The 12,377-nt window shown below is 68.1% G+C and carries 15 protein-coding genes and 1 riboswitch; of the genes, 7 read left to right on the forward strand and 8 right to left on the reverse strand.

From position 1 onward, the window contains the following. The first annotated feature begins 35 nt into the window (after positions 1-35). The 4 genes from dnaK (at position 36) to DKG75_RS11820 (ending at position 4,649) form a co-directional block, all read left to right on the forward strand. Positions 36-1,955, forward strand: coding sequence for a molecular chaperone DnaK (dnaK, locus tag DKG75_RS11805; protein ID WP_109921323.1), 1,920 nt, complete (start codon positions 36-38; stop codon positions 1,953-1,955). An 80-nt stretch (positions 1,956-2,035) separates the two neighbouring features. Next, positions 2,036-3,181 (forward strand): molecular chaperone DnaJ, encoded by a 1,146-nt coding sequence (dnaJ, locus tag DKG75_RS11810; RefSeq protein ID WP_109921324.1) that lies wholly within the window; start codon positions 2,036-2,038, stop codon positions 3,179-3,181. A 67-nt stretch (positions 3,182-3,248) separates the two neighbouring features. Then, positions 3,249-4,052 carry a 4-hydroxy-tetrahydrodipicolinate reductase gene (dapB, locus tag DKG75_RS11815; protein WP_109921713.1) on the forward strand — a complete coding sequence of 268 codons (804 nt, stop codon included), beginning with the start codon at positions 3,249-3,251 and terminating at the stop codon, positions 4,050-4,052. A gap of 111 nt (positions 4,053-4,163) precedes the next feature. Beyond that, on the forward strand, positions 4,164-4,649 hold the full coding sequence (locus DKG75_RS11820; protein ID WP_109921325.1) for a hypothetical protein: 486 nt from the start codon (positions 4,164-4,166) through the stop codon (positions 4,647-4,649). A gap of 40 nt (positions 4,650-4,689) precedes the next feature. Here the strand turns inward: DKG75_RS11820 and DKG75_RS11825 are convergent, their stop codons facing one another. Genes DKG75_RS11825 through DKG75_RS11835 form a run of 3 tightly spaced genes read right to left on the reverse strand, consistent with a single transcriptional unit; the run spans position 4,690 to position 5,817 of the window. Next, on the reverse strand, positions 4,690-5,175 hold the full coding sequence (locus tag DKG75_RS11825; RefSeq protein ID WP_166646533.1) for a DUF2244 domain-containing protein: 486 nt from the start codon (positions 5,173-5,175) through the stop codon (positions 4,690-4,692). Positions 5,176-5,215: 40 nt separating this feature from the next. Continuing rightward, positions 5,216-5,596: a type II toxin-antitoxin system death-on-curing family toxin gene (locus DKG75_RS11830; RefSeq protein ID WP_109921327.1), complete on the reverse strand. Its 381-nt coding sequence runs from the start codon at positions 5,594-5,596 to the stop codon at positions 5,216-5,218. After that, a complete protein-coding gene (locus DKG75_RS11835) occupies positions 5,593-5,817 on the reverse strand; it encodes an AbrB/MazE/SpoVT family DNA-binding domain-containing protein (protein WP_208112111.1) in 225 nt (74 codons plus the stop codon). Before DKG75_RS11835 ends, DKG75_RS11830 begins: the two co-directional genes overlap by 4 nt. A 56-nt stretch (positions 5,818-5,873) precedes the next feature. Here DKG75_RS11835 and nth point away from each other — a divergent pair, with 56 nt between their 5' ends. Next, positions 5,874-6,521, forward strand: coding sequence for an endonuclease III (gene nth, locus DKG75_RS11840; RefSeq protein ID WP_109921715.1), 648 nt, complete (start codon positions 5,874-5,876; stop codon positions 6,519-6,521). 6 nt (positions 6,522-6,527) lie between these two features. On the opposite strand, the gene DKG75_RS11845 is transcribed toward nth, so the two are convergent. From DKG75_RS11845 to DKG75_RS11855, 3 genes are all read right to left on the reverse strand, one after another. Further along, on the reverse strand, positions 6,528-6,917 hold the full coding sequence (locus DKG75_RS11845) for a hypothetical protein (protein ID WP_133637007.1): 390 nt from the start codon (positions 6,915-6,917) through the stop codon (positions 6,528-6,530). Between the two features lie 23 nt (positions 6,918-6,940). Then, positions 6,941-7,498, reverse strand: a complete 558-nt coding sequence (locus DKG75_RS11850; RefSeq protein ID WP_109921329.1) for a bactofilin family protein — start codon at positions 7,496-7,498, stop codon at positions 6,941-6,943. Positions 7,499-7,818: 320 nt separating this feature from the next. Next, entirely contained in the window at positions 7,819-8,523 is a 705-nt protein-coding gene (locus tag DKG75_RS11855) for an EI24 domain-containing protein (protein WP_166646532.1), read from the reverse strand. A gap of 132 nt (positions 8,524-8,655) precedes the next feature. On the opposite strand from DKG75_RS11855, the gene DKG75_RS11860 reads away from it, so the two are divergent. Next, positions 8,656-9,648, forward strand: coding sequence for an adenosine kinase (locus DKG75_RS11860; protein ID WP_109921331.1), 993 nt, complete (start codon positions 8,656-8,658; stop codon positions 9,646-9,648). Between the two features lie 41 nt (positions 9,649-9,689). Here the strand turns inward: DKG75_RS11860 and DKG75_RS11865 are convergent, their stop codons facing one another. Beyond that, positions 9,690-10,079 (reverse strand): VOC family protein, encoded by a 390-nt coding sequence (locus DKG75_RS11865; RefSeq protein WP_109921332.1) that lies wholly within the window; start codon positions 10,077-10,079, stop codon positions 9,690-9,692. Between the two features lie 96 nt (positions 10,080-10,175). Continuing rightward, positions 10,176-10,365: riboswitch (yybP-ykoY riboswitch) on the forward strand. Between the two features lie 8 nt (positions 10,366-10,373). Between DKG75_RS11865 and DKG75_RS11870 the strand changes: the two genes are divergently transcribed. Next, positions 10,374-10,937 (forward strand): TMEM165/GDT1 family protein, encoded by a 564-nt coding sequence (locus tag DKG75_RS11870; RefSeq protein WP_109921333.1) that lies wholly within the window; start codon positions 10,374-10,376, stop codon positions 10,935-10,937. Here DKG75_RS11870 and DKG75_RS11875 read toward each other — a convergent pair whose 3' ends face one another. Continuing rightward, positions 10,938-12,359 carry a spinster family MFS transporter gene (locus DKG75_RS11875; RefSeq protein ID WP_109921334.1) on the reverse strand — a complete coding sequence of 474 codons (1,422 nt, stop codon included), beginning with the start codon at positions 12,357-12,359 and terminating at the stop codon, positions 10,938-10,940. Positions 12,360-12,377: the final 18 nt, after the last annotated feature.

Here is a 12,377-nt window from a genome sequence, read left to right on the forward strand (position 1 = left end):
TCGGGCCGCCGACGCCTGCCGCAAAGGAGAGTACGATGGGCAAGGTTATCGGTATCGACCTCGGGACCACCAATTCCTGCATCGCCATCATGGACGGCCCCAAGCCGAAAGTGATCGAGAATGCCGAAGGTGCCCGCACCACGCCGTCGATGGTCGGCTTCACCGCCGACGAGCGTCTGGTCGGCCAGGCCGCCAAGCGCCAGGCGGTCACCAATCCGGAAGGCACGCTGTTCGCGATCAAGCGCCTGATCGGCCGCTCCTTCGCCGATCCGATGACCCAGAAGGACAAGGGCATGGTGCCCTACAACATCGTCAGGGCGGACAATGGCGACGCCTGGGTCGATGTGCGCGGCACCAAGTACAGCCCCAGCCAGGTTTCCGCCTTCATCCTGCAGAAGATGAAGGAAACCGCCGAATCGTTCCTGGGCGAGACCGTCACCCAGGCGGTGATCACCGTTCCCGCCTATTTCAACGACGCCCAGCGCCAGGCGACCAAGGACGCCGGCCGCATCGCCGGCCTCGAAGTGCTGCGCATCATCAACGAGCCGACGGCGGCGGCGCTCGCCTATGGCCTCGACAAGCAGGACGGCAAGACCATCGCGGTCTATGACCTCGGCGGCGGCACCTTCGACGTGTCGGTGCTCGAGATCGGCGACGGCGTCTTCGAGGTGAAGTCGACCAACGGCGACACTTTCCTCGGCGGCGAGGACTTCGACCTCCGCCTCGTCGACTATCTGGCCGACGAATTCAAGCGCGAGAACGGCGGCATCGACCTGCGCAAGGACAAGCTCGCCCTGCAGCGCCTGAAGGAAGCGGCGGAAAAGGCCAAGATCGAGCTGTCGTCGGCGATGCAGACCGAAGTGAACCTGCCCTTCATCACGGCCGACGCCACGGGCCCGAAGCACCTGACCCTGCGCCTCACCCGCGCCAAGTTCGAAAGCCTGGTCGACGATCTGGTGCAGCGCACGATCGAGCCCTGCCAGAAGGCGCTGAAGGATGCCGGTCTCTCGGCCGGCCAGATCGATGAAGTGGTGCTCGTCGGCGGCATGACCCGCATGCCGAAGATCCAGGAGATCGTGAAGACCTTCTTCGGCAAGGAACCGCACAAGGGCGTGAACCCGGACGAAGTGGTGGCCATGGGCGCCGCCATCCAGGCCGGCGTGCTCCAGGGCGACGTCCGCGACGTGCTGCTGCTCGATGTCACCCCGCTGTCGCTGGGCATCGAGACCCTGGGCGGCGTCTTTACCCGCCTGATCGAGCGCAACACCACGATCCCGACCAAGAAGAGCCAGGTCTTCTCCACCGCCGACGACAACCAGAACGCGGTGACCATCCGGGTCTTCCAGGGCGAGCGCGAGATGGCGGCGGATAACAAGCTGCTCGGCCAGTTCGATCTCGTCGGCATTCCGCCGGCGCCGCGCGGCGTGCCGCAGATCGAGGTGACCTTCGACATCGACGCCAACGGCATCGTCCAGGTCTCGGCCAAGGACAAGGGCACGGGCAAGGAACAGCAGATCCGCATCCAGGCGTCCGGCGGTCTTTCGGATGCCGACATCGAGAAGATGGTGAAGGATGCCGAAGCCCATGCCGCCGACGACAAGAAGCGCAAGGAACTGGTCGAGGCGCGGAACCACGCCGAGGGCCTGATCCATTCGACCGAGCGCAACCTCGCCGAACATGCCGACAAGATCGCCGCCGGCGACAAGGCGGCGGTCGAGGCGGCGGTCGCCGACCTGCGCACGGCCCTGTCGGCCGAGGATGCCGAGGCGATCAAGGAAAAGACCGAGGCGCTGGCCAACGCCGCCATGAAGGTGGGCGAGGCGATCTACAAGGCCGAGGCGGAAAAGGCGCAAGGCGCCCAGGGCGGTGCCGGTGCCGCCGGGGCCCAGCCGGGCGCCGAGGATGTGGTCGACGCCGACTTCGAGGAAGTGGACGACAAGAAGAAGTCCAACTGATCCGCAGCGTGACAGGACGTGGCGTGCCGGCCGTTGCCCCTCCGGGGGACGGCCGGCACGGCCGGTGATAGGAGTCCGCCATGGCGAAGGCCGATTATTACGAACTTCTGGGCGTCGCGCGCGGGGCTTCTGCCGACGAGATCAAGAAGGCATTCCGCAAGCTGGCGATGAAGTGGCACCCGGACAAGAACCCGGGCGACGCCGAAGCGGAACAGAAATTCAAGGAAATCAACGAAGCCTATTCGGTCCTCTCGGACGACGACAAGCGCGCCGCCTATGACCGCTACGGCCATGCCGCCTTCGAGGGCGGCGGCCCGGGCGCCGGCGCGGGCGCGCGGGGCTTCGACTTCGGCTCGTCCTTCGCCGATGTCTTCGACGACCTGTTCGGCGAATTCATGGGCCGGGGCGGCCAGCGCGGCGCCGGCGGCAGCGGCGCGACGCGCGGTTCCGACCTTCGCTACAATATGGAGATCACGCTCGAGGAAGCCTTCAAGGGCAAGAAGACGCAGATCCGCGTCCCCTCGACCGTGTCCTGCGAGGCTTGCGAGGGCTCGGGTGCCGCCCCCGGCTCGAAGCCCACCACCTGCCCGTCCTGCCAGGGCGCCGGCAAGGTGCGCGCCCAGCAGGGTTTCTTCACCGTGGAGCGGACCTGCCCGACCTGCCAGGGCGCCGGCCGGATCATCAAGGACCCGTGCAAGGTCTGCGGCGGCCATGGCCGGGTCTCGAAGGAAAAGACCCTGTCGGTCAACATCCCGCAAGGGGTGGAGGACGGCACCCGCATCCGCCTGGCCGGCGAGGGCGAGGCGGGCTTGCGCGGCGGCACGCCGGGCGATCTCTATATCTTCCTGACCGTGGTGCCCCATGCGCTGTTCCGGCGTGACGGCGCCAACCTGTTCTGCCGCGTGCCGATTCCCATGGTGACCGCGGCCCTCGGCGGCAATATCGAAGTCCCGACCATCGACGGCAGCCGGGCCCGGGTCGCGATCCCGGCCGGCACCCAGACCGGGCGCCAGTTCCGCCTGAAGGGCAAGGGCATGCCGGCGCTGCGCGGCGGCGCCCTTGGCGATCTCTACATCAATGCGGTGGTCGAGACGCCGATGAACCTGACCGCCAAGCAGAAAGATCTCCTCAAGGAGTTCGAAAAGGCCGGCGGCAAGGGCACCAGCCCGGAATCCGAGGGGTTCTTCGCCAAGGTGAAGGAACTCTGGAACGACCTGACCGAATAGCGAGGCCGCCCCTCGTCCCGCCGGCGGGGCGGGGGGCACGGGTCTTCAGACCGACAAGGATATGGCCATGACCACGATCGGCATTCTCGGCTGCGCGGGGCGCATGGGCCGCAGCCTGATCAACGCCGCCCTCAATGCCGGCGCCACCCTGGCCGGCGGCACGGAACGGCCGGGGTCCGAATTCGTCGGCGCCGATCTCGGCACGCTGGTCGGCCGGGCGCCGCTCGGCGTCGCCGTGACCGACAGCGCGGAAGACCTGTTCGCCCGCGCCGATGTGATCATCGATTTCACCGCCCCCGTGGCAGCACCCCTCCATGCCGGCCTCGCGGGCAGGACGGGCCGGGCGCTGGTGATCGGCACCACCGGCCTGTCCGCCGAACAGCAGGCGGCGGTGGTTGCCGCGGCCACGGCCGCGCCGGTGGTCCAGGCCGCCAATTTCAGCCTGGGGGTCAATCTCCTGGCCGCGCTGACCCGCAAGGTCGCAACCATCCTCGGGCCCGAGGAGTGGGATATCGAAATCGTCGAGATGCACCACCGCCACAAGGTCGACGCCCCCTCGGGCACCGCCCTGGCCCTGGGGCGCGAGGCGGCGGCGGGGCGCGGCGTCGCGCTCGACGCGGTTTCGGACCGGGTGCGCGACGGTCATACCGGGGCCCGGGTGAAGGGCCATATCGGCTTCGCCACCCTGCGGGGCGGCGATGTCGTCGGCGAGCATTCGGTGGTTTTCGCCGCCGACGGCGAACGGGTGGAACTGACCCACAAGGCGACGGACCGGGGCATTTTCTCGCGCGGTGCCGTCCATGCCGCGCTCTGGGCCGCCGGCAAGCCCGCCGGCCTTTACGACATGGCGGATGTCCTCGATCTCGGCTGAGGCCGGCAGCCGATCGGAAATCGGTCTCGGCCCCGGCGGGGAACCGCCGGCTGCCGGAAGGGTTACTCTTCTCGTGATCGATCATTCTTCACAATGAGAACGAGGACTTCCATGAAGACGACCGCTATTGCCCTGGCGCTGCTGGCCTCCCTTGGCCTTGCCGCCTGCGACGACGGCGCCAAGACCGGCTCGTCCGAACAGCCCGCGGCGGGTGCCGGCAGCACCTCTGCCCCGGCCCCGGTGACCCCCGCGCCGGCGACCCCGGCTCCCGCTGCCCCGGCCACCCCGGCTCCGGCGGCGCCCGCCCCAGTAACGCCGGCTCCGGTAACGCCGGCCCCGGATTCGCAAAGCTCGGCCCCGACCCCGGGCCCGGCGGAGCAATTGGGCCAGGACGCCGGCAAGGCCCTGGATGACGCGGCCAAGGCGACCGACAAGGCGGTCGACGATGCCGCCAAGGCGACCGGCGAAGCGCTGGATGCCGCCGGCAAGGCGATCAGCGACACCGCCGCCGAAGCCGAGAAGAAGGTCGACGAGGTTATCGGCGGCCAGCCCGCCGATCCGGCGACCGCGCCCCAGCCCGGCAAGCCCGCGCAGTAAGTCTCAAGTCCGCGCGGCAAGTCTCAGGCGGCGGCGTCCCTCAGGGCGCCGCCGTCGTCATATTGGTCCGGCGGGCGGCCAGCGCCGTGCGCAGGCCCGCGGCCAGGTCGAGACGTTCCGCCGGCGACAGGCAGGCGGCGAAGACGAAGCGTCGGCCATGGCTGGCGATGGCGATTTCATTGTCGTCCTCGTCCCGCACTTCGATCTCGATGCGGGCCCAGCTCGGCTCGAAGCGATAGCGGCGGCGGATGCCCTTGCGGTCCACCCGCTCGATCGTGAGGTCGCGGTCGGAAAGGCGGATGCGCTCGAAGGCGCGGGCGGCCCGGTAATTGGCCCTGAAGGCGAACCAGATCAGGGCGACGTCCAGGCCGAAAAAGCCGAATACCGGCCAGGCCCCCAGCATCAGGAACATGACGCCCGAGGCAAAGCTGACCAGCGCGATCGCCAGCATCAGCGCCGTGAAGGCGCGCGGCCCCAGCGAGCGATGCGGGCTGACCACCGCATCGAACCAAAGGCGATCGAGCAAGTGGCGATCAAGGTCTGGGGTTGCAGGGTGCATTCCGGTTTCAATAAGACGACCAATGCCGAAACCACTCGGCAAGTTGTAATTCTTCCAGCCGGCCGGCGGCAAGCGCAAGGATGGTCTCGACCACATCCTTCTCGCTGGCACGCAGCCGCATGCCGTTGAGGGCCAAAAGTGTTGCCGCCACCACGAAGGCGGTCCGCTTGTTGCCGTCGACGAAAGGGTGATTGCGCGCAATGCCGAAGGCATAGGCCGCTGCCAGGGCCGGCAAGTCCGGGTCGCCGTAAGCGACGAGATTCAGTGCCCGTGCCAATGCGGATGCCAGCAAGCCAAGGTCGCGGACACCTTCCCCGCCGCCGTGTTCCACGATCTGGGCGGCGTGCATGGCCAGAACTGCGCGTTCCGATAGCCAGCGCGGGGTCATTTGGCCAATTCCTTGAGGGCATTCCGGTAGCTGCGCATGACGCCTTCGGCGGCGGCCATTTCCTCGGCAAAGCCGGGGTCATAAGCGGTAAGCTCATAGCCGTTCGGCGTTTCAATGAGGTGGACCATGTCCCCCTTTTCAAGTTTCAGCCTGCCGAGAACTTCCCGCGGCAGAATGATCCCCGTCGAATTGCCGATGGTCGTCACCTTCAGTTGGATCATCTTCGCCTCCATTGTTATAACAAACGTTATAACACAAATGTAAGCGGTACCCAATGATGCGCAAGGCGGACATCGTCACCTTCTTCGAGCGGCTGCGGGCCCAGCGGCCCGACCCGCGGGGTGAATTGGAGCATGAGAATCCCTATCAGCTGCTGGTCGCCGTGGTGCTGTCGGCCCAGGCGACGGATGCCGGGGTGAACAAGGCGACCCGCCCCCTGTTCGCCCGGGTGAAGACGCCGGAGCAGATGCTGGCGCTTGGCCTCGAGGGGGTGACGGAGGCGATCAAGACCATCGGCCTCTTCCGCAACAAGGCGAAGAATGTGATCGAATTGTCGCGCCTGCTGATCGAACGGCACGGCGGCGCGGTGCCCGGCGACCGCGAGGCGCTGGAAGCCCTGCCCGGGGTCGGGCGGAAGACGGCCAATGTGGTGCTGAACATCGCCTTCGGCGTGCCCACCATCGCGGTCGATACCCATGTCTTCCGCGTCTCCAACCGCACCGGCCTTGCCCCGGGCAAGACGGTGGAGGCGGTGGAGGCCAGGCTGGAAAAAGTGGTGCCGGCGGCTTTCCGCCTGCATGCCCACCATTGGCTGATCCTGCACGGGCGCTATGTCTGCAAGGCGCGGAAGCCGGATTGTCCGTCCTGCATCGTCGCCGATCTCTGCGGCTCGACGGAAAAGACCGGGGAAAAGACCGGCGCCTGACGGCGCTCAGCCGCCGGCGGCATTGGCGCGGGCGGCGGCCCGCTGGGCCCCGATCGCCCGGGCGCAGCCGGCGACATCGGCCGGCCGGCGGCGGCGGTCGCGGGCTTCGGCATGGCGGATCACCGGCCGGCCCTGGTCGAGATAGAGGAACAGGTAGAGCAGGCACTCCGGCGCCGCATATTGCCAGATTTCCGCCGCGCCCTCGTGCCGGCGCAGGGACGGCGGCCCCAGGTACTGGGGCAATTCGCTGCCGGCCATGCCGACGAGGCCGGACGGCGGCAGGGGTTGCAGGACGGCCGTTTCCGGCGGCGGCACGGCGGCGCAGGCGCCCAGCGCCAAAAGGGCGGCACCGAAAGATGCCGCCCTCGATGGCGAAACCGGCGACCGGCCGGTCAAGCGCGGATCAGGCTCTGCTTGGCTCAGACCAGGGTGCTCTCCGGCGGCGGGGCCGAGAAGGTGACCTGGACCGGCGCGGCGGGCGGCGCGACCGGGGTCGGCGTCAGGCTCAGGGCCGGCGCCTCGGCCGGCTTGGTGGCCTGGCCCTGGACCGTGTTGATGTCGCCGACCAGTTCGCCGCCGCATTCGATCTCGAGCTGGCCATAGCGGATCTCGCCCTTCACCTTGCCGGTGGAGCGGATCAGCAGGCGGCCGCGGCAGATCAGCGTGCCTTCGAAGACGCCACCGATCAGCGCCTCGTCGATCTCGGCGGCACCCTTGAAGACGCCGGTCGAGGTGATCTCGATCACCCGGCTCTCGGTCAGGGTGGCGTCGACCCGGCCTTCGACCACCAGCTTGTCGCAGGCGGTGATCTGGCCCGACAGCACGATGTTGCGGCCGACGATCAGCTTCTTGTCGTCGGACGACGGCGGCGGGGCCGAGGGGGCCGCCGGGGCGATGATCGGCCGGGTCATGCCCGGCAGTTCCGTCGGGCGACGGGCGATTTCGGGACGGAAGCTGGTGGGATCACTATCGGCCATGGCGGTCGTGCCTTGCTGCGAGGGGGTGGGAGTGGGGTTAAGGGGCCGGACCGGCGCCGTCCCGAATACGGTTGCCGGTTTCGGCTGGGCGGGCGGGCTCGGGGGTGGTTCCGGCGGGCCGCTGCGCTTTCCGAACATCGCTCTCTCCGTCTCTTGCGTCCTGGCCTCGGCCAGACAGGTACTTTGCCGGGAAGACCGGCATCATCACGTTTCGGATCGCCGGCCTCGCGGCCGGACGTTTCGGATTACCGGCCTTGCGGCCGGGTCGGTCCTCGTTTCCGGGTCTCAGGCGCCCGGTACCTTACCCCCTGAATTCAAACCTAGCCCTGGGCCTTCCGGCCGAGCCGCACCCCGCGTTCGAGATGGACCATGGCCGCCACCGTCACCAGGGGCGCGATCAGGTTGACCACGGGTACCACCATCAGCCCGGTGCCCAGCACCCCGGCGCCAAAGGCAAGCCCCCGATTCGCCCGCCGGCGCCGCGCCGCTTCCGGCGCCGAAGCATAGCGCATCGCCACCTGTTCGAAATATTCGCGACCGACAAGATAGCCGTTGAGGACCAGAAACAACAAGATATTGACGACAGGCAGGAAGAGCCCGACCAATTGCAGGGGCAGGGCGAGAATGTTCAGCATCACCGCCAGGCCGAGGAAGCGGAGCCCGGAGGCCAGCCCCTCGGCAAAGCCGACCTCGCGCCCGGGCGGATCGGCGGGATAATCCCGGGCCGTGACCTTGGCCGCCGCCTCGTCCAGGAACAGGGATTGCAGCGTGGTCATGACCACGGGGAAGAAGAAGGCGAGGCCGATCGCGGCAAGGATCCCGCCGGCGATGCGGATGATCTCGTCGGCCCAGCCCCAGCCGGTCGAGGGCGCATAGCCGAGCGCCTGATAGGCCCCGGCGATCAGCAGCGCGGACAGAACGAGGCCCAGCCCCAGCACGCGCCAGAGGATGGCGCGCAAAGGCGGGGACAGCGCATCCTCCAGGCCCTTCAGAAAGGCGGCGGCCAGGGATATCGGGGGGGACATCGGCGGGGCCATCGGGACATGTTCCTTCCGGAAAACGGCAGGTCGGGCCGGAAAACGGCGGGGCAGGCCGGCGGAACTGGACGCCGACCGCCCTATCCATATACTGCAGCGGTCAAAATTTCAGGGGTTATCATGGGCGTAGCGCGTTTCGATGTCCTGGGGATCGGCAATGCCATCGTCGATGTTCTGGCCCCGGCGGACGAAGCCTTCCTCGACCGCGAAGGGCTGGTCAAAGGCTCCATGACCCTGATCGACGCCGCCCAGGCCGAAGGTCTTTATGGCCGGATGCAGGCCGGCGTCGAGGCGTCGGGCGGGTCCGCCGCCAATACGATGGCGGGCCTCGCCATGCTGGGCGGGTCGGCGGCCTTCATCGGCCGGGTGCGGGACGATGGACTGGGCCAGGTGTTCAGCCACGACATCCGCGCCGTCGGCGTCGATTTCGCCACCCCGGTCGCGGCCGACGGCCCCGGCACCGCCCGCTGCCTCGTCCTGGTGACGCCGGATGCCCAGCGCACCATGGCGACCTATCTCGGCGCCTGCGTCGGCCTCGGGCCGGACGATGTCGATCCCGCCCAGGTGGCGGATGCCAAGATCACCTATCTCGAAGGCTATCTCTGGGATCCGGCGAACGGCAAGGCCGCGTTCAGGAAGGCGATCCAGGCCGCCCATGACGCCGGCCGCCGTGTCGCCCTGTCCCTGTCGGACGCGTTCTGCGTGCACCGCTGGCGCGCCGAATTCCTCGATCTCGTGACCAACGGCGGCGTCGATATTCTCTTCGCCAACGAAAGCGAAATCGCCGCCCTGTTCGAGACCGGCGATTTCGATGCCGCCCTGCAGGCGACCCGCGGCCTCGGCATCACCGCGGCGCTGACCCGGTCGGACAAGGGCTCGGTCATCCTGGGCGGCGACGAGGTTCACGTCATCGATGCGGTGGCGCCCGAAAGACTGGTCGATTCGACCGGCGCCGGCGATCTCTATGCCGCCGGCTTCCTCTACGGCCTCACCCGCAGCCTGGGGCTGGCCCGGGCCGGGCGCCTCGGCTCGCTCTGCGCGGCCGAAGTGCTGGGCCATTACGGGCCCCGGCCCCAGGTCAATCTCGCGGGTTTCGTCGACGGGCGCTACTGACGCCGGTCGGGCGGGCTCGGACGGGCGGGGCCCGATTCGCGTCAGGCCCCGCCCGTCCGGTCGACGTAGAAGCTGAGCTTGTTGCCCGCGGGGTCGCGGGCATAGGCGACGTAGAAATCCGGGCCATAGGCTTCCCGCGTGCCGGGGCCGCCCTCGTCGCTGCCGCCCCGGGCCAGGGCGAGGGCGTGAATGCGATCGACCGCCGCCTCATCGGCACAGCGAAAGCCCAGCATCACGCCGTTGCCGGCGCTGGGCGGCTGGCCGTCGAAAGGCTGGCAGATCATGAGGCGGGCGCCGGCGCCGCTCCAACTCGCCCAGCCGGTCTCGGGCGCCGAGAATTCCCGGGCCAGGCCGAGCGGGACCAGCACCGCATCGTAGAACTCGAGGCTGCGGGCGAAATCCCGCGCCCCCAGGGTGACATAGCCGAGCATTCCGCTTCCTCCCCGCGATATGGAACATATCATGAACATAATCGCCCGGGCCGGGCAATCCTTTTTCTTGAGATCGTGATCGGCCTCGGTTATTGCTTGGGCGTCATTGGGGAGTAGCCGCCCGCGGTTTCAGCGGGGGATGCGTCAACAGACTTGGGGGAAGGCTCGAAGCCTTCCGCCATGGCGTATCCGGCAGCAGCTTGGCGAGACCTTTGGCAGGTCCGCGTCCGTCCTTGCAGGGTCGGGCATGCGGCTTGCCATCGGTTGTTCGCCCGACCCTGCGCCCGTATGCCCATGGAAGCCTTTCTCATCTCGACCGGCGTTGTCGCCATCGCCGAAATCGGCGACAAGACGCAATTGCTGGCCATTCTCCTGGCCAGCCGGTTCCGCCGGCCCTGGGCCATCGTCGCCGGCATCTTCGCCGCGACGGTCGCCAATCACCTGCTGGCGGCGACCGTCGGCACCCTGGTCGCCAATTGGCTGGGGGGCGAGACGCTGCGCTGGATTCTGGGCCTGTCCTTCATCGCCATGGGGCTTTGGGCGCTGGTCCCCGACAAGATGGACGAAGGCGGGGCCGAGGCCGGCAAGGCCGGCCGCTTCGGCGCTTTCGTCGCCACCCTGGTCGCCTTCTTCCTGGTCGAGATGGGCGACAAGACGCAGATCGCCACCGTCGGCCTGGCGGCCCGCTTCGACAATCTGACCATGGTTACGCTCGGCACCACCCTCGGCATGATGCTGGCCAATGTGCCGGCGGTGTTCCTGGGCGAGGCGGCGACCAAGGTGGTGCCGCTGAAATTCGTCCGGGCTGCCGCCGCCGCGATTTTCGTCGCGGTCGGCGTCGTCACCCTGTTGTGGTGATCAGGCGGTATAGGCCTTCACCTTGTCGAGGCTGCGGCGATAGGGGCCGCAGCCGAGCCACAGCACCAGCGCCGAGATCGGCAGCGCGATGCCGCCGATCAGGGCCAGCGAATAGCCGACCATGTTCTCGTCCATGAAGATGAAATCGGTGGCCAGCGCCACCGCGGTCGGGCCGAGGCCGAGGCCGATCAGATTGACGATGAACAGATAGACGGCCGAAGCCTGGCCGCGCATCTGGTTCGGCATGATTTCGGCGATCGCGGCCGGCGCCGCGCCGAAGCACATGGTGAAGAACAGGGTCGAGCCGATGGACAGGGCGAGGGCGAGATTGCCGTCCTCGACCATGGGCATGCCGACGGCGAAGGGCACGCCCAGGACGGCCGCCATCATGCCGACGCGCAGGCGCCCGTCGGCATGGCCGCGGGCCTTCAGCACGTCGCCCAGCCAGCCGCCGCCGATCACGCCGATGACGCCGGCGGTAAGCTGGACGATGCCGAAGGCGAAGCCGATTTCGGCCGGGGTCCAGCCATGGACGCGGATGAAGAAGCTGGGCAGCCAGGTGGCGACGCCATAGCCGACCAGGGCGAGCAGGGCGAAGCCGATATTGTGGCAGAGCACGGCCGAGGCATTGGCGCCGATATAGCGGATGACCTCGCCGATCGGCACGTCTTCTGCCTTCATCGTGCCGTCGGCCTGGCGCACGGCCTTGAGGCCGCGGCGGATCGGCTCGCGCACGGTGAACATCAGCAAGGCGACCAGGATGCCGGGCAGGCCGACGACGAAGAACACCACCTGCCAGGCGAAGACCTCGCCCACCACCGGCAGCACCATATGCTCGGTGCCCGAGACCATGCCGATGACGAGGCCGCCGAAGATATAGGCCAGCCCCGAGCCGACGAAGATGCCCATGTTGTAGACACCCATGGCCGTGCCCATGCGGTTGGGCGGGAAATAGTCGGCGACCAGGGAATAGGCGGCGGGCGACAGCGCCGCCTCGCCGACACCGACGCCGACCCGGGCGAGGAACAGGTGCCAGAACTTGGTGGCGAGGCCGCAGGCGGCGGTAAACAGGCTCCACACCACGATGCCGACGGCGATGATGGTGCGCCGGCTGCGCTTGTCCACCATGCGGCCGATGGGCAGGCCCAGGAACGTATAGAACAGGGCGAAGGCAAGCCCGGCCAGCAGGCTCATCTCCGTATCGGAAATGCCGAGGTCGCGTTTGATCGGCCCGACCAGCAGGTTCAGGATCTGGCGGTCGATGAAGGAAATCGTATAGGCCAGCATCAGGACGCCGACCACATACCAGGCATAGCCGGCACCGGGATAGGGTGCGGCATCGTCGGCAACCGCCGGATTCTGCTCTGTCGTATCGGGTTTGGACGCAGGGTTGCGCGCAACGGATTCGGAACGAACCGACATTTCCCCTCCCTTATTATT

The sequence above is a fragment of the Zavarzinia compransoris genome (assembly GCF_003173055.1).
GTDB lineage: Bacteria > Pseudomonadota > Alphaproteobacteria > Zavarziniales > Zavarziniaceae > Zavarzinia > Zavarzinia compransoris.

Coding starts and splice junctions, on each gene's coding strand:
- dnaJ (WP_109921324.1), top strand. CDS start 2,036: ATGGCGAAGGCCGATTATTACGAACTTCTGGGCGTCGCGCGCGGGGCT.
- DKG75_RS11830 (WP_109921327.1), bottom strand. CDS start 5,596: ATGACCCCGCGCTGGCTATCGGAACGCGCAGTTCTGGCCATGCACGCC.
- DKG75_RS11850 (WP_109921329.1), bottom strand. CDS start 7,498: ATGGCCGATAGTGATCCCACCAGCTTCCGTCCCGAAATCGCCCGTCGC.
- DKG75_RS11820 (WP_109921325.1), top strand. CDS start 4,164: ATGAAGACGACCGCTATTGCCCTGGCGCTGCTGGCCTCCCTTGGCCTT.
- DKG75_RS11870 (WP_109921333.1), top strand. CDS start 10,374: ATGGAAGCCTTTCTCATCTCGACCGGCGTTGTCGCCATCGCCGAAATC.
- DKG75_RS11865 (WP_109921332.1), bottom strand. CDS start 10,079: ATGCTCGGCTATGTCACCCTGGGGGCGCGGGATTTCGCCCGCAGCCTC.
- dnaK (WP_109921323.1), top strand. CDS start 36: ATGGGCAAGGTTATCGGTATCGACCTCGGGACCACCAATTCCTGCATC.
- DKG75_RS11855 (WP_166646532.1), bottom strand. CDS start 8,523: ATGTCCCCCCCGATATCCCTGGCCGCCGCCTTTCTGAAGGGCCTGGAG.
- DKG75_RS11860 (WP_109921331.1), top strand. CDS start 8,656: ATGGGCGTAGCGCGTTTCGATGTCCTGGGGATCGGCAATGCCATCGTC.
- DKG75_RS11875 (WP_109921334.1), bottom strand. CDS start 12,359: ATGTCGGTTCGTTCCGAATCCGTTGCGCGCAACCCTGCGTCCAAACCC.
- DKG75_RS11835 (WP_208112111.1), bottom strand. CDS start 5,817: ATGATCCAACTGAAGGTGACGACCATCGGCAATTCGACGGGGATCATT.
- dapB (WP_109921713.1), top strand. CDS start 3,249: ATGACCACGATCGGCATTCTCGGCTGCGCGGGGCGCATGGGCCGCAGC.
- nth (WP_109921715.1), top strand. CDS start 5,874: ATGCGCAAGGCGGACATCGTCACCTTCTTCGAGCGGCTGCGGGCCCAG.